Source organism: Pseudomonas sp. NPDC096917, assembly GCF_044762555.1.
Taxonomy (GTDB): domain Bacteria; phylum Pseudomonadota; class Gammaproteobacteria; order Pseudomonadales; family Pseudomonadaceae; genus Aquipseudomonas.
In genome coordinates, this window is the sequence record NZ_JBIWEO010000008.1 from 148,810 (window position 1) to 166,498 (window position 17,689).

At 58.2% G+C, this 17,689-nt stretch carries 17 protein-coding genes; 7 read left to right on the forward strand and 10 right to left on the reverse strand.

The features are described from left to right. Positions 1–8: 8 nt before the first annotated feature. Positions 9–1,163: an acyl-CoA dehydrogenase family protein gene (locus tag ACIQYF_RS11540; RefSeq protein ID WP_402861102.1), complete on the reverse strand. Its 1,155-nt coding sequence runs from the start codon at positions 1,161–1,163 to the stop codon at positions 9–11. 10 nt (positions 1,164–1,173) lie between these two features. Next, entirely contained in the window at positions 1,174–1,938 is a 765-nt protein-coding gene (locus ACIQYF_RS11545) for an enoyl-CoA hydratase family protein (RefSeq protein WP_402861105.1), read from the reverse strand. Between the two features lie 294 nt (positions 1,939–2,232). Here ACIQYF_RS11545 and ACIQYF_RS11550 point away from each other — a divergent pair, with 294 nt between their 5' ends. Further along, positions 2,233–3,405 carry an acyl-CoA dehydrogenase family protein gene (locus ACIQYF_RS11550; RefSeq protein WP_402861108.1) on the forward strand — a complete coding sequence of 391 codons (1,173 nt, stop codon included), beginning with the start codon at positions 2,233–2,235 and terminating at the stop codon, positions 3,403–3,405. Then, the gene (locus tag ACIQYF_RS11555) at positions 3,402–4,586 is read left to right on the forward strand and encodes an acyl-CoA dehydrogenase family protein (RefSeq protein WP_402861111.1); all 1,185 of its coding nucleotides are present in this window, start codon (positions 3,402–3,404) and stop codon (positions 4,584–4,586) included. Before ACIQYF_RS11550 ends, ACIQYF_RS11555 begins: the two co-directional genes overlap by 4 nt. A gap of 334 nt (positions 4,587–4,920) precedes the next feature. Here the strand turns inward: ACIQYF_RS11555 and ACIQYF_RS11560 are convergent, their stop codons facing one another. The 5 genes from ACIQYF_RS11560 to ACIQYF_RS11580 form a co-directional block, all read right to left on the reverse strand. After that, positions 4,921–6,534, reverse strand: coding sequence for a DUF1302 domain-containing protein (locus ACIQYF_RS11560; protein ID WP_402861114.1), 1,614 nt, complete (start codon positions 6,532–6,534; stop codon positions 4,921–4,923). A gap of 98 nt (positions 6,535–6,632) precedes the next feature. Continuing rightward, the gene (locus tag ACIQYF_RS11565) at positions 6,633–8,015 is read right to left on the reverse strand and encodes a DUF1329 domain-containing protein (RefSeq protein ID WP_402861117.1); all 1,383 of its coding nucleotides are present in this window, start codon (positions 8,013–8,015) and stop codon (positions 6,633–6,635) included. A gap of 80 nt (positions 8,016–8,095) precedes the next feature. Next, on the reverse strand, positions 8,096–10,507 hold the full coding sequence (locus ACIQYF_RS11570) for an RND family transporter (protein WP_402861120.1): 2,412 nt from the start codon (positions 10,505–10,507) through the stop codon (positions 8,096–8,098). A 249-nt stretch (positions 10,508–10,756) separates the two neighbouring features. Then, positions 10,757–10,966: a hypothetical protein gene (locus ACIQYF_RS11575; protein ID WP_402861123.1), complete on the reverse strand. Its 210-nt coding sequence runs from the start codon at positions 10,964–10,966 to the stop codon at positions 10,757–10,759. Next, positions 10,963–11,433: a hypothetical protein gene (locus tag ACIQYF_RS11580; RefSeq protein WP_402861126.1), complete on the reverse strand. Its 471-nt coding sequence runs from the start codon at positions 11,431–11,433 to the stop codon at positions 10,963–10,965. Before ACIQYF_RS11580 ends, ACIQYF_RS11575 begins: the two co-directional genes overlap by 4 nt. A 469-nt stretch (positions 11,434–11,902) precedes the next feature. Here ACIQYF_RS11580 and ACIQYF_RS11585 point away from each other — a divergent pair, with 469 nt between their 5' ends. Together ACIQYF_RS11585 and ACIQYF_RS11590 are read left to right on the forward strand one after the other, a co-directional pair. Continuing rightward, positions 11,903–12,133: a hypothetical protein gene (locus ACIQYF_RS11585; RefSeq protein ID WP_402861129.1), complete on the forward strand. Its 231-nt coding sequence runs from the start codon at positions 11,903–11,905 to the stop codon at positions 12,131–12,133. A gap of 102 nt (positions 12,134–12,235) precedes the next feature. Continuing rightward, complete coding sequence (locus ACIQYF_RS11590) at positions 12,236–12,472, forward strand: DUF2789 family protein (RefSeq protein ID WP_402861132.1); 237 nt, start codon at positions 12,236–12,238, stop codon at positions 12,470–12,472. On the opposite strand, the gene ACIQYF_RS11595 is transcribed toward ACIQYF_RS11590, so the two are convergent. The 3 genes from ACIQYF_RS11595 to ACIQYF_RS11605 form a co-directional block, all read right to left on the reverse strand. Next, entirely contained in the window at positions 12,460–12,678 is a 219-nt protein-coding gene (locus ACIQYF_RS11595; protein ID WP_402861135.1) for a hypothetical protein, read from the reverse strand. The two genes, ACIQYF_RS11590 and ACIQYF_RS11595, sit on opposite strands and share 13 nt — an antisense overlap. A 126-nt stretch (positions 12,679–12,804) precedes the next feature. Then, the gene (locus ACIQYF_RS11600; protein ID WP_402861138.1) at positions 12,805–14,148 is read right to left on the reverse strand and encodes a T6SS phospholipase effector Tle1-like catalytic domain-containing protein; all 1,344 of its coding nucleotides are present in this window, start codon (positions 14,146–14,148) and stop codon (positions 12,805–12,807) included. A gap of 196 nt (positions 14,149–14,344) precedes the next feature. Beyond that, entirely contained in the window at positions 14,345–14,749 is a 405-nt protein-coding gene (locus ACIQYF_RS11605) for a TraR/DksA family transcriptional regulator (RefSeq protein ID WP_402861141.1), read from the reverse strand. A gap of 393 nt (positions 14,750–15,142) precedes the next feature. Here ACIQYF_RS11605 and ACIQYF_RS11610 point away from each other — a divergent pair, with 393 nt between their 5' ends. From ACIQYF_RS11610 to ACIQYF_RS11620, 3 genes are all read left to right on the forward strand, one after another. Next, positions 15,143–16,054, forward strand: coding sequence for a MurR/RpiR family transcriptional regulator (locus ACIQYF_RS11610; protein ID WP_402861144.1), 912 nt, complete (start codon positions 15,143–15,145; stop codon positions 16,052–16,054). 370 nt (positions 16,055–16,424) lie between these two features. Beyond that, positions 16,425–16,766, forward strand: a complete 342-nt coding sequence (locus ACIQYF_RS11615) for a hypothetical protein (RefSeq protein WP_402861147.1) — start codon at positions 16,425–16,427, stop codon at positions 16,764–16,766. Positions 16,767–16,900: 134 nt separating this feature from the next. Further along, positions 16,901–17,617: an HPP family protein gene (locus tag ACIQYF_RS11620; RefSeq protein WP_402861150.1), complete on the forward strand. Its 717-nt coding sequence runs from the start codon at positions 16,901–16,903 to the stop codon at positions 17,615–17,617. Positions 17,618–17,689 lie beyond the last annotated feature (72 nt).

Below are 17,689 nucleotides of genomic sequence, written 5' to 3' on the forward strand. Positions count from 1 at the left end.
ACCCGGCCTCACTTCGGCAGTCCGAGCATGCGCTCGGCAATGATGTTGCGCTGAATCTCGTTGGTCCCGGCGTAGATCGGCCCGGCCTGGGCAAACAGGAAGCCCTCCAGCCAGCTGTAGCCATCCACCGACTTGCCGGTCAATTCACCACTGGCGCCCAGAATGCGCATGGCGATTTCGTGCATGCGCAGGTCCAGTTCCGACCAGATGATTTTGTTGGTGCTCGACTCGGCGCCAATTTGCGCGCCCCGGCTCAAGCGCCCCACCGTGTGATAGGCCGACAAGGCGTAGGCTTGCGCATCCGACCAGGCCTTGCACACGGCATCGCCCAGGGTTGGGTCGCGGTCTGCGCTGGCGCGGTTGGCCTGATACAACTCGACCAGCTTGCGCACGGTGTATTGAAAGCGCGCCGGTGAGCGCAGCAGCAAGCCGCGTTCAAAACCGGCGGTGGCCATTGCCACATGCCAGCCCTGCCCCTCATCGCCGATGCGGTTTTCCAGCGGGATACGCACGTCATCGAAGAACACTTCGGCAAAGGCATTCTTGCCATTGAGTGCCTTGATCGGGCGTACCGTGACACCCGGCGCGTTGAGCGGCACCATCACGAATGACAGGCCGTGATGACGGCTGGACCCCGGATCGCTGCGGAACAATCCGAACAGCCAGTCGGCATAGATCGCCCGGCTCGACCAGGTTTTCTGGCCATTGAGCACGTAGCCGTCGCCGTCGCGGGTAGCCTTGCTGGTGATCGCGGCCATGTCGGAGCCGGCATTCGGCTCCGACCAGCCCTGCGCCCACATGTCGGTACTGGCGGCCATGCGTGGCAAGAAACGCTTTTTCTGCGCCTCGGTGCCGAACTCCATCAGGGTGGGGCCAAGCAGTAGCTGGCCGTTCTGATTGATCCGCATCGGCGCGCCGGCGCCGTAATACTCCTCTTCGAAAATCAGCCACTCGATCAGGTCACAGCCGCGCCCGCCAAGCTCGGTCGGCCACATCACCATCGACAGGCGGCTTTCGAACAATTTGGCTTCCCATTGGCGGTGTTGCTCAAAGCCTTCGCGGGTGTCGTAACTGGCCAAAGGTGTAGAAGGTTGATTCGCCGCCAGCCATTGCCGGACTTCCTGGCGAAAGGCCTTTTGTTGCGGGGAGTAAGTCAGTTCCATCGTCAGAGCCTCAGAACTTGGCGTCGCGTTTTTCAACGAATGCGCGCCGGGTTTCCGCAGAGTCGGCAGCGTTGTAGGCCTGCAACGTCAAGCCCTGCTCCCAGCGGTATTTGTCTTCCAGATTGCCGTCTTCGATTCCGTTGAGCGCTTCTTTGGCGATGCGGATCATGACCGGGCTTTTGCTGGCAATTTTGTGGGCAATTTGCAGCGCGGCTTCACGCAGTTGCTCGCGCGGCACGACACGTTCGATAAAGCCGTATTGCTGGGCTTCATGGGCATCGATCTTGTCCCCGGTAAAGAACAGGTAGCGGACCTTTTGCACCGGGAACAAACGTTGCAAATGCGCACCGCCGCCCATGGCCCCGCGATCCACTTCGGGCAAGGCAAAGGTGGCGCAATCGGATGCAACGACAATATCGGCGGCGCCGGTGATGCCGATGCCGCCGCCGAGGACGAAGCCGTGTACGGCCACAATCACCGGCACCGGATTGCGGTGTACGGCCTTGAAGGTTGCGTAATTGCCCTCGTTGACCTTGACGATAAGTTCGGGGTGGGCGTCGAGTTCCTTGATGTCGACCCCGGCGCAGAAACCACGGCCTTCGGCACGGATCACGATCACCCGAACCTCGGGGTTCTGGCCCAGCGCGTCAAGGGTATGGGCCAGATCGAGCCACTCCTGACTGTTAAGTGCATTGACCGGCGGACGGTCGATTACCAGCTCAGCGACACCGGCGTCGATAGTGGTGTGAAATGCGGTAGGGGTTGCGCTGCTCACAGGTGCTCCTGGGTTGGCAAAGTCTTGGGGGGAGTATGGGAAGCGGTCGCCGGTGGATCATCGTCCGTTGAGACTAAAGACCCGCGAGGTCAATCCTCAAAAGCGCGATGATCGCCGCAGCCAAATCTCAAGGCGGTTTTCTGCCAGGCGGCTCCTTCAGCCCTGTGCCATTGCGCCAAGAAGCACACTCCCCTTGATAACACCGCCAAACGGACTAGTCCGGCTCAAGGATTGCACCCGCATGGCACCCTTTCATGCTTGGATCTTGGGTTTAAATTGACGACGAGGAACCTTATGGAGCTTGCCCTGACTGACGAGCAGCGAATGATTGTGCAGTCTGCCGAACGCTTTCTGGCCCAGGCCGGCAGCTCCAGTGCCGTGCGCCAGGCAATGGCCAGCGAAACCGGGCATGACCGCGACACCTGGGCCCGCATCGCCCGCGAGCTGTATTGGCCGGCGTTGGCGATTCCCGAGGCCTACGGCGGACTCGGCCTGGGCTTTGCCGAGGTGTGTCTGTTGCAGGAACAACTGGGGCGCTGCCTGCTGCCCTCGCCGTTCTATGCCACCAGTTGCCTGGCCACGCCAGCGTTGCTGCTGAGCCGAAATCAGCCGCTCAAGGAACAGTGGCTGCCGTTGATTGCGGCAGGCGAAATCAGCGCCAGTGTGGCCTACACCAGCACCCAGCAGTGGGATGACAGTGCAGTGCAAGTCTATGCACAGCGTTGCGCGGAAGGTTATCGCCTCAATGGCCACTACTTGTATGTGATCGACGGCGCCGCGTGCGATCTGTTGATCATTGCCACCCGCACACCCGGCAGCGTCGGTGAAGCGGGTATTCGCCTGTTCGCCCTGCCCGCCGACACCCCTGGCGTGCAGCGTCAGTACCAGCCGGGCATGGATCAGACCCGGCGCCTGGCAACCATCACCCTGAACAACGTGGTCGTGACTGACGAGCAATTGCTCAGTGAGCCGGGCCTTGGCTGGCCGATGCTGCGCGATGTGCTGAACATTGCCTGCATTGGCCTGGCGGCGGAACAGACCGGCGGCGCCCAACAGGTGCTGGATCTGACACTGGGCTATATCAATGGCCGAGAGCAGTTTGGACGCAGCATCGCCAGTTTCCAGGCGATCAAGCATCGCTGTGCCGACCTGATGCTGGCCGTTGAATGCGCCCGTTCGGCCAGTTACTACGCAGCCTGCATTGCCGACGAGTGCCTGAACATCGACGGCGACCCGAGTATTCAAAGCCAACTGGCCGAGACCGCGGCGACCGCAAAAATTCATGCCAGCGAAGGTTTTTTTCGTTGCGCCAGCGAGTCTATCCAGTTGCACGGCGGGGTCGGTTTCACCTGGGAGTACGACCCGCACCTGTACTTCAAACGAGCACGGGCCAGCGAACAATTGCTGGGCAGTCCCACATTTCATCGTGAGCAACTGGCGAAACAGATATTCGGAGAAAGGTCATGAAAATTGGCTTTAGCGCAGCAGATGAGCAGTTTCGCCAGCACGTTGCCGAGTGGATGCAGCGTCACCTTGCAGGCGAATTTGCGGTTTTGCGTTTTCGCGGCGGCCCCGGCGATGAAGACTTTGCCCCCGCCCTACGCAAAGCCTGGGAACAGGAACTGGCCAAAGGCAATTGGGTGGGCGCGGGCTGGGCCAGAGAACACGGAGGTCGGGGGCTGAGCATTACTCAGCAGGTGATCTTTTTTGAAGAGTACGCCCGCGCTGGCGGGCCTGGCCGCATGGGCCATATTGGTGAGGGTTTGGTGGGGCCGACCTTGGCCGCGTTTGGCACACCAGAGCAACAGCAGCGGTTTTTGCCAGGGATTCTGGCGGGCCAGCACTTTTGGTGTCAGGGGTACTCTGAACCAAGTGCCGGCTCGGACCTGGCCAACATCAAAACCCGCGCCAGCCTTGATGAAAGCAGTGGCCAGTGGTTGATCAGCGGGCAGAAAGTCTGGACCTCTTTGGCCCATGAGTCGGACTGGTGCTTTGTGCTGGCGCGCACCGAGCCGGGCAGTGTCGGCCATCGCGGTTTGTCGTTCTTACTGGTGCCCATGAACCAGCCGAACATCCGCGTGCAACCGATCCGGCAGCTGACCGGCACCAGTGAGTTCAACGAAGTGTTTTTCGATCAGGCGCAGACCTCGGCTGACAACTTGATTGGCAAGCCGGGTGATGGCTGGAAAATCGCCATGGCCTTGCTCGGCTTTGAACGTGGGGTTTCGACCCTGGGCCAACAGATGCAGTTTCAGAACGAACTGGACGAAGTCGTGCGCATCGCCAAGGGTAATGGCGCGGCACAAGATCCGGTGTTGCGCCAACGCATTGCCCATGCCTGGAGCGGGCTGCGGGTGCTGCGCTACAACTCGTTGCGTATGTTGTCGGGCACACAGGATGGCAGCCTGCGGCCAGAAGCGACCATCTACAAACTGGCGTGGTCGACCTGGCATGCGGAGTTGGGCAAATTAGCGATGGACGTGCTGGGGCCGCAAGCGGAACTACTGGAGAGCGGACCGTATCAACTGACGCGGTTGCAGGCCCTCTTTCTGTTCACCCGGGCTGACACTATTTACGGCGGCAGCAACGAGATCCAGCGCAACATCATTGCCGAACGGGCGCTGGGGATGCCGCGCGAGGTGCGGTAGAAGCAGTGTACATATCCATTGCTGCCGTAACGGCGGCTCAGGGTTGCGGCATTACGCCGGGCATTGTTGCGTGGGCCGCCGCCATCAACCATCCATAGCCGTGTCGCGGCTAACCCGGCGTCCTGCCGGGTTTGCCACGGCCCACTACCTGCGTTCGAGCAGCGTGGTTTAACCGGGCGCCCAGATCAAAAGCCAGATCAAAGCGCGACAGCCTTAGAGCTGACCGGTTTCTGTGCAACCACTCGCCCACCGGAGGAGCGAGCTTGTGTCGCGATCTTTTGATCTCAAAAGATCGCTGTCTTCGGTAACTTCCACAGGGTTATTCACAGGGCGGTCAAAACGTATACTTGCCGTTGAACGACACGTAGTCGCGGTCGGCCATGGTTCGGCCTTGGGCGATGTCTGCCGAGCTCAGGTAGGCGACGTAGGTTAAGCCGACCTGGAAGTTACCCAGATATTTGAAGTCGCCCCCCAACGTCAGGCGCTTTTCCGCACGGCCCAGTCCTGAGTAGGCGCTGCCGTCGATGTTTTGGGTCCAGGTGGCTTTGGTGGTCAGGTCCCAGCCATCAAACACGCTCGGGTGATCGAAGTACGCGCCAATGCCCAACAGGCTCGAACCACGGGTCTGGCCGTCGTACACGTATTTGTTGAACGTGCCATCGACGCCTGCCCCGCCCCCGGTGATGGTCAGGTCGTCCACACCTTGAATCCGCTGGTGCACCACTTCGGTCATCAGGGTGGTTTGTTGGGCCATGAAGGTCGGTCCGATGATGTACACCGCGTTCAGGTTGCCCTGCCACAGTTCGCCACGCGCCGGAGCACCGTTGCTCAGGTACACCGCCGCGCCGTCGCGGTAGCTCAGGTCTCCGGCAAATTGCACGGAGTCACCGACTTTGGTGGTGAAGCTGACACCGGTCAGTTTGATGTTGTCGAAATAACCCAGTTGATAGCTCGGCCCCCCGCCATTGCCGCCCACTTTGTTCAGGGAGGAGTAGTGAGTCTGGCCGGTGAAGTCGAAAAACAGGGCCGGCACGCGGTCGTGGTAGCGATAGTGGAACAGGCCGATCTCGGTGTTTTGCGTCAACCGGTAACGCGTACCAACGCCCCACTCGCCACTGTCGCCCGGTTTGACCGAGCCGGCATAGCCGACGGCCTGGCCTGCGGGCAAGCTGTTGACGATCCCCGGCGCCAGTCGATAGAACTCGGCGCCCGGCCCAAAGGTGTCACTGCCGAAGTAGTCGCCCACCGGGTTGAGCTGGGTTTCTTCCCATTTGTATTGGTAGAAGCCGAGCAAGGCCAGGTCTTCATTGATCGACCACGAACCGGAGATTTGTCCAACCGGCAAATAGGCGTCTTTGGCCTCGGTGCCCGGCACGTTGAATTTGGTTGAATCGACCGGCGCCTGCCCTTGGCTGATGTTGGGCCAGAACAGGCTCTCGCCCCATGCCACCAAATGCCGCCCGGCCTTGAGCGACAGGTACTGGTCGTCATTGACGGTGAAGTCGCCATACACGTAGGCATCCAGCAAGCGCGCCTTGCTGCCGCTGAGTTTGCGCGTGTCGCGGCTGAAGTCGTTGTAGCTTCCCGTTTTGTTGACGGTGTCGGGCGAGTCGTTGTCGTTACTGCGGTGGTACACCTCGTCATAGAAGTGGCTGCCGCGCAGTACGGCGCCGAGGTTGTCATGTTTGAGCATCAGTTCGCCAAACACACTGACCCGATTATTGATCAGCGAGCCGCGTTTGAAGTTACGCGTGGCGTCGTCGTAGTTGATGTTGTTGAGGTACTCGTGATCCGGTTTTTCCGTTCGCATGGAAGCGGTGTAGTTGACGGTCAACGAGGAGTCAAGGGTGGTGTTTTCACCCAGCTCGATGGTCGGCGCCGCCAGTGCCAGGCTGCTCAGGCCTGAGAGTAATCCGGTCCCCACAAAACGTGTGCAGTGCTTAAACATGTGGTGCTCCATTTTATTATTTTTTTGCAGCCCACAGCGTTCTGCGCACAGGCCTGGCCTGTGGCAGATAACGATGGGCGGTGTCAGGCGTTACAGGTTTATTTACCGGCGCGACGTGCGGCTTCCGGGCCAAAGTCGCCGGGAGCAAAGCCGCCTTTGTTCAACACATAACCGTTGCGCTGTTCGTTGATCAGGTTAAAGGCCAGGTAACTGCCGGCGTTCAAGTCGTGGTACAGGCCGACACCGGCCTGCCAGGTCTGGGTTTCCGGGGCGTAGAAGTAGTTGACCATCGAGGTGCGCCACAGCTCACCACGGTTGTCGTAGTTGTCACCCATGATCGGGAACCAGGTGTCTTCGTCGATGTACATCGTGCGCTTGGCGTACAAGTGGCGGTTACCGGGCTTGAGCACCCCTTCCAAGACCCACACGCGGTGCAGTTCGTAACGCATGTTGTCGGGGTTGATGTGGCCAGGGGTCAGAAGGTTTGCGTACTTGAGATCATTGGCGTGCAGGCGCGCCGTGTTGTAGGGGATATACACTTCTTTTTTGCCGACGATGTTCCAGTTATAGCGCTGCGCCGAGCCGTTGAAGATGCGCACTTCGTCCACCGTGATCGAGCCGCCGGAGCCCGGAAACGCCATGTCGAAACCATACCCTGGCGACTGCCGCACACGACGGGTGCCGGGGTCGTAGCGCCAGCTTTGGCGCGGCTCGGTCTTGTCGTTCCAGTACTCGGTGCCGGTGTTGATTTCACCCTTGTCACGCTGGGGCAGCAGGGTTTCGTTGAGGTAGAACGAAGAGTTGCCAGTGGTGTCGCCGATCTTGCCCGGCGCAAGCCCCGGCGCCATGTTGCGCGAGTGCACACGGCCCCAGTTGATGTTGCCGTCCTTTAGCACGTAGGCGTTGTCCGAGGTGTACTCCTCGGTCCAGGCCCGCACGGTAAACAGCGAGGCATTTTTCAGCAGTTCAATGCCGTTTTGCGGAATCGGAAAGGCTACCCCGCCAGTGCGTGCCACAACGCCTTCACCTTCGTCGACCAGCTTGGCATTCGCGGCGTTTTCCAAGGAGGCTTTGCACACCGTGTCCGAGAAACGGAAGTCGCGGTGCGACGTGTAAATCGGCATGCGGAAGGTTTGCGGGTAGAGCTTGAACAGGGCTTTTTGCCCTTCGGACAAGTGCGCCGAATATTGATCCAGGTTTTGCGCGGTGATTACAAACAGAGGCTTTTCGTTGGGATACGGGTCGAGCGGATGCTTACCGGTGCCCTCGAACTTCATCCCCGGTGCGGCGCCCAGCCATTGGCCGGTGTAAGCCGGGATGGTGCCTTGGGCATTGCCTTCTTTTTGCGCGCCAACGCAGGTCAGGTCCTTGCCCAGCCGGGCAATCTGATCGGCGGGGGCCTGGGCCTGGGTCAGCCCGCTGTAACTGTGCAAAGCCAGAACGACTGACATCCAGCCGCCCATCTGAGTGATACGTCGCATGAGGGTCTCCTTTTTATTAGCCATGCAAAATTGTGTGGGCGCTGGCTTGCCAGAAATGGCTGCACCGCAATGTGTCGGTTTCACCGCGCAGATTTCATCGCGGGCAAGCCCGCTCCCACAGAAGGTAAAGGGGTTGGCATTGCGACCAACGGCTTGCCGAGGTTGAACCACGCGGCCAACGCCGGGAGCAGAAAGATCGCGCCCAGCACGTTGACCATGAACATAAAGGCCAGCAGTACGCCCATGTCGGCCTGGAACTTGAGTGGCGCGAAGACCCAGGTGCACACCCCCAGCGACATGGTCACGGCAGTGAACACCGCCGCCGTACCACGCTGGCACATGGCGCGGTAGAAGGCTTCGCGCAGATTCTGGCCTTGAGCCATTTCATGTTCGATGCGCTCGTAGAGGTAGATCCCGTAATCCACGCCCACCCCCACGCCCAATGCCATGACTGGCAAGGTCGCGACTTTGAGACCGATGCCCAGCAGCGCCATCAGCGCATTGCACAGCACGGCGACAATCGCCAGCGGCACCAGAATGCACAGCACTGCGCGCACTGAACGAAACGTCAGCAAGCAGAACAGCGCGACGGAGAAAAACAACGCGGCCAGCATCACCACTTCGGCCTGTTTCACCGCTTCGTTGGACGCAGCCATCACCCCAATATTGCCGCCCGCCAGTTTGAACGCCACGCCCGGCACCTGAATCCCGGCAATGATGCGTTTGGCTTCACTCAACACGTGGGCCACGGTGGCGCCTTCGTGATCGGTCAAAAACACCAGGATCTGCATTTTCTGGCAGCCATCGGTCACCAGCCCCGAGTCCGGCGAGTAGGCATAGGCACCTTGTTGCAAGCCTTGAGCTGAACCCGGGATCGCAGCCCAGCGCGGGTTGCCCTCGTTGTTGCCGGCAATTACTTGCTTGCTCATGCCGGCCACACTTTGTACCGACTGCACGCCGGGCACTTCGCGCATCTTGAAATCGAAGGTCTCTACGGCCCGCATCACCGCCGGGTCAAGGCACGCTTCACTGCGCTCGCTGATGGTCAGAAACACCGACAGCACATCCAGGCCAATGGAGTAGTTGCTGATGATCTGCTGGTTGTCCTGGTTGTAGCGCGAGTCAGCCCGCAGTTCCGGGGCACCGGAACCAATGTCCCCGACTGCCAGTTCCCGCGCTTTGTAGGCGCCCGCTGCCAAGAGCACCAAACTCACCCCGAACACCCAGAGCGCCGGGCCCGGCGTGGCCAGCGCGGACAGGCGCCACCATAACGGGTGACGAGTCTCTGCCAGACGCGCCTGCGCCGTCATCAGCCGTGGCTCCAGTGGCAGATGGGCGATGATCAACGGCAGCATGATCTTATTGGTGATGATCATCAGCATCACGCCGATGCAAGCGGTGACGCCGAGCTCATGAACGATGGGGATGTCGATCAGCATGATCACCCCAAACCCCAGCGCGTTCATCAGCAACGCCAGCGCGCCGGGAATGAAGATTTTACTGAAGGCCGCTTTCGCGGCGCTAACCGAGTCGCTGCCTGCCAGCACTTCCTGCTTCCAGGCATTGGTCATTTGCACAGCGTGGGAAACGCCGATCGAGAAGATCAGGAACGGCACCAGAATCGACATCGGATCGATCCCCAGTCCCAGCAAGGGCAACAGCCCGAGTAACCAGATCACCGGGAGCAAGGCAACAAACAGCGCCACCAGAGTCAGGCGCAACGAGCGCGAATACAGCCACAGCAAGGCACCGGTAATCAGGAAGGCAACCGCGAAAAAGCCCATCACCGTGTTCAGTCCTTCGACCACATCACCCACCAGCTTGGCGAAACCGACGATATTTATCTCGATGTCGTCGTTGCTGTATTTAGCGCGAATGTCTTCAAGACGCTGGGCAATTTGTACATAGCTAACCGGCTGCCCGGTCTTGGGATCGGTGTCTTGCAGGTCGGCACGCACCATTGCCGATTTCAGATCATTAGCCAGCAGCCGACCGATCTGCCCGGAGCGCGCTGCGTTGCTGCGCACTTGCTGCAAGTCTTCGGGGGTGGCGGCGTATTGCGGCGGCACCACCAGATCGCCAACGTAACCGTCTTCGGTAATTTCGATATAGCGCACGTTAGGGGTGAACAGCGAGGTCACGCTGGGGCGACTGACGCCCGAGATAAAGAACACATCGTCGGTGACCTGTTGCAGGGTCTGGAGAAACTCAGGGTTATAGAGGTCGCCCTGGCCTTTCCAGTGCACGCTGACCAGCAAGCGATTGGCGCCGGTGAAGATTCGGCTGAAATCCAGAAAGTTGAGCATGTAGGCATGCCGCACCGGGATCTGTTTGTTGAAGCCGGGGTCGAGCCGTACATGGGTGGCGCTGTAACCCAGCCCCAGGGTGATCAGCATAAAGAGACCGAGCAGCACCTTGCGCCGAGCCATCAATAACTCGGCGCAGCGATTCACAAAGCGCTGTGTAGCGGTGAGCTTAAGGGCGTCGGTCATTTCGACCTCGCACAGCGAATAAATAGACGGTTGCGCCCATGCTCACGATCCCTCGCACACTTTTTATTATTCGCGGCGCGGGTCTGTTCAGCCCGGCCGAGCTAAGTGCGACCGATCATCAGGGCCGATCAGGGCGTGTACATCGTCCAAAAGGCCTAGGCTGTTTGAGGGAAGTTGCAGATTCCTTGTGGGAGCGGCATGCCGCGCGCTTAATCTGAAGCACCCTGTCAAGCACGCCCCCACAGGCGTTCAAGCAGTTATCGGCGTCCCCGCTTGCAGGCGCTGCAGTTCGCGGCGAACCATGCTTGCGTATTCAGCGGGGCGTAAGGCGTAGAGCTGCCCCGCCACCCAGGTCAGCCAGGCGCCTTTGAGTTCGGGCTGTTGGCCAAATAATTCGGCAGCCTTGGCCTGGGCGTGCGCAAGGTGCTGCTGATGAAACTCGCTACGAGTGACGGTCACTCTTTGCTGGCCTTGAACGTGAGTTCACCCTTGCGCCACTTGGCAGCTTTGGTGGTGACTGCTTTCAAGGTTTTGCTCAACCCGCCCTCGAGTTGCTCATTGGCCGCAAACACTAACATCACGGTTTGGCCTTCCTTGAAGACGATGCCTTCGCCCAAAGGCGAGCTGACGTAGGCATAGTCCCCGATGCCGTACACCGTCATTTTGATTTCCCGAAACTTGATCTCCAGCTTGCCGCCTTCACGGCTCGGCATCACCGCGGCGCTGAAATGATCGCCGACTTTTAACTTCAGACCAGGCTTGTCGTCTACCACCAACGCTGTTTCGGTGTCGATTTCAGCGATGTAAATACCTTCTGCCGTTTGTTCGGTGACATACACAAAGCGAGACTGGAACATCTTGACCAACCGCGCCCGCAAGTCACCTAACACAAATAATGCATGCATCTCCAAATTGCTGACTGCCAACGAAAAGCCCTCGATAGTAAAAAATTAAACTGCCCGCCAAAAAACAGGCAGCAGAAAAAAAGTCTCAGCCACCAGTTAAAAACCCGCGTACGACAAGGTGACCTGACTGCTCGAGTCAGGGGGTGGCATGTGACATCAAGATAATGGATTCCCGTCTGAACTATCCCGGCAAACAAGCGCCAGGGCTTGAAGGACATTAATCATGGCTGTGTTCGCGTTGATCCGCTCACACACAGTCGGGCGCGCTATTCTACCGACTCATGCCCGAGGATGGGTATACACATCCGCTGTTCAATTAGGCAAACGGTTTATTTTCTGCCTGATTGCGTCGGTGTTCAACAGGGCTTTCGTCGCGTCGATGCGTTAACTGCGCCACGAGCGGCCAACTACTGCCATACTTGCGCAAAATTTGGCTTGGCCCATGCTGCCAGGTTGGCTGGACTCTATTACTTGCAAGGGATAGTGACACGTGACTGAATTTGATATTGGCGAGTATTTCATCCGCGGTGACTTCAAAGAAGTCGATGGAGAATTTCAGGCAGTGATCGTGATGCGGCCAAAACCACCCCTGACCAAGGTCACCTACCACCAGGTCGAAAAGGATCGTTGGTTCAAGACATCAGAACTGGCAAAAATTGCCGGTATGGAGTCCGCCCTGCAATTGAAAGAAGCCGTCGATGCAGGCGCTCTTAACATTTAACGGCAATCGTCTCGTTTCCAATTGAACTAGGCTGGTCTCGAACTCTTTGCGTTCAAAGACCTCAGATGCATAGACCCGGCCCATTTACTAAAGGAAATGAATATGGACGACACACCTATCAGCCTGCAAAGCCTGTTTGAGCAACTGGGATTATCCTCTGATCAGGCATCCATTACCGCGTTCATTGACGCCAACAGATTGCCTGAAGACGTCAAGTTGGCCGATGCCGACATTTGGACGAAGGCTCAATCCCAGTTACTGAGAGAAAAACTATTGGCGGATGACAATTGGGCGATTGTTATCGACGAATTGAATACGCTCCTGCATCAAGCGCGCTGAGCATGCATTCGCACGGCTGAACGGTTGGCGCTTAGCTGCGCCAGCCATGCCGCACGACACTCTTCAGCCTCTGCGCGACTGGAAAAGGCCGTGCCACGTTGTTCGCCATTGACCAGCACGACCCAGCAAGCCTTCTTGCCGATCGCGCGCAAGCTTTCAGGAACACCGCTGCCAATCATTACTGCTACATCAACCTGATGGGTCATGATGCTTACTCCACGCATTTAGTTAGCCACCTAACGATGCTGGCTATCTTAGTGGCTAACGGCTCGCGGAAAAAGCTATGTCCCGCATAGATGCGTTGCATGGCTTGTAACAATCCGTGGGGCCGTTCATGCGAAGGCTGACTCGTGCTGCTCATAAATCAGGCGGCCACCCTCTTGGGGGCGATTAAAAAAAGCCTGGTCCACCACGCCCTCACCTGCGCCCACCGCAGCGTTCCAGTTTGCCGATTGATGGATGTAACGCTGGCGCAGTAGACGCTCTTCTTGCGTGCTGAGTGCTATTGCACCTTCGCGCACTTGGGTCTGAAGCCGGGCCTCAATGGATTTAAGTTCATCGGGTAAACCGGCATCTGCGTCGGCCAATGCCCTGAACGGGACACCCCGCTCACACGCCAGGCTATGCATGATGCGCAGGTAGACCCGCGACAGTTGGCCAAATACGCGGCGTTGCATATAGACCGCCGCTTGTACCCGCTGCATCGGATCTTCGCGGCTACCTTCCAGACGGGTAGCGCTGCGCACTTCCAGCAGCCGCTGCGGGTCACTTGGGTCCAGCAGGTCCTTGGCTTGCCAATGCGTAAGCGCTGCGCCAGCGCTTTGCCAGGCATGGGTCAGAATGAGCGGCGTGGACGGGCTGACCCGGTTGGTCTGCCAGCGGGTCAAAAACACTTGCTCGCTCATTTGCGTCGGATACCCACCGCCGACGTCAGCATGCACGCCGGGCACGGCGATCTCCATTGGCCACTGCGGGGCAATGCGGCTCAATGAGTAATTGCGCCGCTGCTCGTCGCGCGCAGACAGTTGCACCACGTGTTGTGCGCAGTCAGGGCTTAGGTACAGATTGAGGCCGGGGTTGATGTCATCGCTGACGTCGCCCAGGTCTGCCAGTCCACCCATGGCGGCGACGGTGTCGAACAAGCCGATAAAACCGATCGTGCACTCAAAATCAGGTGCCAGCGCAAATTGTGATTCAAAAGAGGTGTTATTAATCCGATTGGCGAAGTGCCGGGCCGCCGCTGCACCGCGACTGAAGCCAAAAATATCCAGTTGCAAGCGACACAAGGTCGATGGCGCCACACTTTGCAAAAAGTGAGTCAGGCACTCAACCAGTTGGGCGTAGGCCTGTTCTGCCTTGCCCAGTACACCGCTGCTGCCACGTCCGTAAGTCTGCGCAGGAAAGCGCGTGTCAGAGCCCCCCGTAGTGGTGCCGATGCCACTGATGTACAGCGAGGTCACAGCGTAGCCATCCGCATCGAACGCTTGTTGCGCAGGGTAGTGCTGATGCAGTACCGCAATATTGGTCGTGACATTGGCGTAGCTGCTGTCAGCGTCAACCCTCAGCCCGCGTGCCTGGCGCACCTGCCCTTCTGCGCTGTTGAATTGATTATTGGCCGTGCCATCAAAGAAAACACCCACGCGCAACACGCGTCCTGTGTTGCTCGAATCCCCCATGTATTTCACCCTCTATCCAATCGACCCAGCAAAAAAATGCCGCGCAACTATAAGGGTGCTCAACTGAAGTCACCAACTCAACGCTGGCAAAGTGTAAGACGGGGTTTTACAACTAGGAAAATGGGCAGCAAGGCGAACGCTTGCAGGGCCCGACCGCTACCGGGACCGCTTGGCGCGGCCCCGGCAAGGCAAGCATTCAGGCTTGACGCTGGTGCTTGTCAATTTGCTCGTGGCGCTCTTGAGCTTCGATGCAGTACTTGGTGGTCGGGCTAATCAGCAGGCGCTTGAGGCCAATCGCGTCACCGCTGTCATCACACCAGCCAAAGTTGTCTTCTCTGATGCGATCCAGCGCTTGTTCCAATTGAGGCAGCATGCGTTGGTCACGATCGATGGAGTTCACCAGCCAGGTGCGCTCCTCTTCAACCGAAGCGGCGTCCGCAGGATCAGCCGGAGTGTCCAGACTTTCGATCGCAATGCGGTTTTGCTCAATACGTTCGTGGGTCTCAACCTTCATTTTTTGCAACAGCTCAGTGAAAAAAGCCAGTTGCTCGGCATTCATGTAGTCATCCGCCGGCATGGCCAGCAACTTATCCTTTGTCATTGATTTCTCTATAAAAAATACGTGCATTAAGGCGAATTAGGGAGCGTTCTGACCGATCTTCATCCAAACCAGTTAGGTGCCATCTATTTCAAGCGCCACCCGGCACTCAATTTACGAGGGGCGGCAGTCTAAGGCCGACTTATCGAGTCAGCAACTGAAATGACAGCTATTTGTCCAGCAAAACATGGAAAAGGACGAAAAACGGCCTTCACAAGGGTTTCACAGGGGTCAGTGGAGTGCGTTTATAGCAAGAAATTCCCTGATGCAGCTGAAATATCGATTGAACGAACAGGCACTTGAATGGCTGGCCAGGATTTTTTGAACGCCTACGCTATAGGCTGCGCTCGCCAAACCGCTACCTGCCCTGCAAGAGCCATCTTTAAGGACACACTTATGTCAGCCACTCATCAGCCGGCCCAAACGCCAGGGAGCGAACAAGCCAGCCCGCCGGGCAATGCCGAGCGCTTGTTGCAGCTCATTACCGAGGAGTACGAGAGCCTGCCGCGCCAGCTCAAGCGTATTGCCGGTTATATGACCCAGCAAAGTGACCGGATCATGGTTGACCGAATCAGTGACATTGCCCGCGAGTGTGAGGTGCACCCTTCGGCCATCGTGCGTTTTTCGCAACGCTTTGGCTTTAGCGGCTTCAGTGAAATGCAGGCGCTGTTTCGCGAGGCGTACACCGACAAGGCAACCCCGGTTCAGAACTATCAGCAGCGTGTTCGCAGCATGATTGCCGATAAATCGCAAAAAACCAACAGCGGCGATCTGGCCCGCGAGTGCATTAATGCCACGCTGTCGGGCATTGAGCGGCTGAGGCTGGAACTCGACGAACAGGCCTTCGAGAAAGCCGTGGACCTGGTGGTCAACGCCGACAATATCTACGTGGTCGGTGTACGCCGCTCTTTCGCGGTCGCCGATTACCTGGTGTACAACCTGCAGCACACCAACAAGCGGATTCACATGGTTTCGGGCCTGGGCGGCAGCTACCGCGAGCAAATGCGCAGCGTTCGCGCCAATGACCTGGTGATTGCCATCAGCTTTACCCCTTATGGCAAGGAAACCCAGCATTGCTTGCGCCTTGCCCAGTTGCATCAGGCCAAAACCCTGATCATCACCGACAGCACTCTGTCGCCGCTGGCTAAAAAAGCCAGCACCGTGTTGCTGGTTAATGAAGGAAGCTCGTTTGCGTTCCGCTCATTGAGCGCAACCTTGTGCTTGTGTCAGGCCTTGTTTATAGCCGTGGCCTATCGGCTGGAACTAAAAGTGGACGACATCCACGAACAAGTCGGTATTGACGACTAGCCCAATCGTTGAACCCTTACCGACTGGTTACAAAAGTACTTCGCATTATTACGCTGATGTATACGCCAGTAAGGATTTGCGTCGACAACTGTGCACTTCAAGCCCCATTTAGGTACGACTTGGCCGCGACATGACTCCCGCTTTCCATTCTGAAAAATCCCACGAATCTCTCCGTAAATCTTATCGTCACTTACGCTCTGCCTGACAATACTGCGCGGTTTACGCGCTTTACAATTGCTGGCACAAATCCCAAATCTCAAGCCAAGTAAATAATCGATATGTCACTGCTCGTATCACTACGCAGATGATGCTGAACCCAGTTGTCTGCACAGCTGGATATTCAATAGGCTTTCTATAGGGGCACGACGTGATGAGTTATTCCTTGTTCGCCAACAATAAGCCGGTACTTGAGCAAAGCCTGTCAGTCGCAGCTCCGGCGGGCGATTACGACCGTGAAGTGTGCCTTCCCGCATTGGACCGGCTGATCAGACTGCGCGATGCCCTGCTGTTGCTGAAGGTGCCATTGGCCAACAGTGGCGGCTTGCGCACCCCCATTGAACAGCGACTATTGAGCAACGACGTTTACGAACGCGTACTGGGCAAACTCACTGCGGACATGCCGGACACGGCAGCGACACTTGCACAGGTTCAGGCATCAAAGACTGCACAGCCTTTAATTCAAATTAAATGCAGTCAAGCATCATTATTATGAATTTTCGGATTGCATCGGCGCTAGGCACACTGCGCACGTTCCTCCCCCAATGAAGGAACACTTTCAAGGGCTTGCCGGGAACCCGCACAGCCCTTTTTTTATCTCTTCATTGCCCAGAACCGGACTCTCCCACCATGCAAAACCGCTGGATCAGCCGCCTGTTGCCTGCGGCCACGAACACCCGTCCCACAGAATGGAGTCGCGCGGCGATTGGCGTCTCACTGGGCACACTGCTGTGCGTCTGGGTGTGCAGTGCGTTCTTTGGTCTGCCCGTGGCCATGCATTTGATTGGCCCGTTGGGGGCATCAGCCATTTTGCTGTTTGCCGTGTCATCGGGCGCGCTGGCGCAACCTTGGTCGATTCTCGGCGGTTATCTTTGCGCAACCGTGATGTCATTGGCCGTGGTGCACTTTTTTGGCCGCAACCTGGACAGCGCGTGTCTGGCAGTTGGCCTGGCACTGGTGCTCATGTGCTTGCTGCGCTGCCTGCACCCCCCCGCCGGTGCGCTGGCCTTGCTGGTGGTCCTGGCTGATCCGGACAGCGCTCGCCTGGGCTGGGGCATGCTCGGCCCGGTGATGCTCAGCGCCGTGTGCATGTTGCTGAGCGCCTTGGCTTACAACAACCTGACGCGGGTGCGTTACCCGAGAAAAATCGCCGAACCGATCCCGCCTATAGTGGAACCGCGCGTTGCTGGCGACCCTGGTATTACTGCCCAAGACCTGCAAAAAGCCCTTGAGCAAATGGACGCCTTTATCGACGTCACCCCCGAGGACCTCGAAGCCCTGGTGCGTGCCAGCGAGCACAACGCACGTCGGCGCAGCGTCGGTGAAGTGTTCGACCAGGCCCGTTAGCGAACCCATCACAACGCCGCGCGGCAGATGCTGCTAGGGTTGTTGCTGCAGGGTCCGGGCGGCCGCTGTTGC

What these genes read in the sequence shown, in the direction of transcription:
- ACIQYF_RS11615 (WP_402861147.1), top strand. Translation starts at nt 16,425, where the DNA reads ATGAGTTATTCCTTGTTCGCCAACAATAAGCCGGTACTTGAGCAAAGC.
- ACIQYF_RS11590 (WP_402861132.1), top strand. Translation starts at nt 12,236, where the DNA reads ATGGACGACACACCTATCAGCCTGCAAAGCCTGTTTGAGCAACTGGGA.
- ACIQYF_RS11605 (WP_402861141.1), bottom strand. Translation starts at nt 14,749, where the DNA reads ATGACAAAGGATAAGTTGCTGGCCATGCCGGCGGATGACTACATGAAT.
- ACIQYF_RS11560 (WP_402861114.1), bottom strand. Translation starts at nt 6,534, where the DNA reads ATGTTTAAGCACTGCACACGTTTTGTGGGGACCGGATTACTCTCAGGC.
- ACIQYF_RS11565 (WP_402861117.1), bottom strand. Translation starts at nt 8,015, where the DNA reads ATGCGACGTATCACTCAGATGGGCGGCTGGATGTCAGTCGTTCTGGCT.
- ACIQYF_RS11610 (WP_402861144.1), top strand. Translation starts at nt 15,143, where the DNA reads ATGTCAGCCACTCATCAGCCGGCCCAAACGCCAGGGAGCGAACAAGCC.
- ACIQYF_RS11540 (WP_402861102.1), bottom strand. Translation starts at nt 1,163, where the DNA reads ATGGAACTGACTTACTCCCCGCAACAAAAGGCCTTTCGCCAGGAAGTC.
- ACIQYF_RS11550 (WP_402861108.1), top strand. Translation starts at nt 2,233, where the DNA reads ATGGAGCTTGCCCTGACTGACGAGCAGCGAATGATTGTGCAGTCTGCC.
- ACIQYF_RS11570 (WP_402861120.1), bottom strand. Translation starts at nt 10,507, where the DNA reads ATGACCGACGCCCTTAAGCTCACCGCTACACAGCGCTTTGTGAATCGC.
- ACIQYF_RS11620 (WP_402861150.1), top strand. Translation starts at nt 16,901, where the DNA reads ATGCAAAACCGCTGGATCAGCCGCCTGTTGCCTGCGGCCACGAACACC.
- ACIQYF_RS11600 (WP_402861138.1), bottom strand. Translation starts at nt 14,148, where the DNA reads ATGGGGGATTCGAGCAACACAGGACGCGTGTTGCGCGTGGGTGTTTTC.
- ACIQYF_RS11595 (WP_402861135.1), bottom strand. Translation starts at nt 12,678, where the DNA reads ATGACCCATCAGGTTGATGTAGCAGTAATGATTGGCAGCGGTGTTCCT.
- ACIQYF_RS11555 (WP_402861111.1), top strand. Translation starts at nt 3,402, where the DNA reads ATGAAAATTGGCTTTAGCGCAGCAGATGAGCAGTTTCGCCAGCACGTT.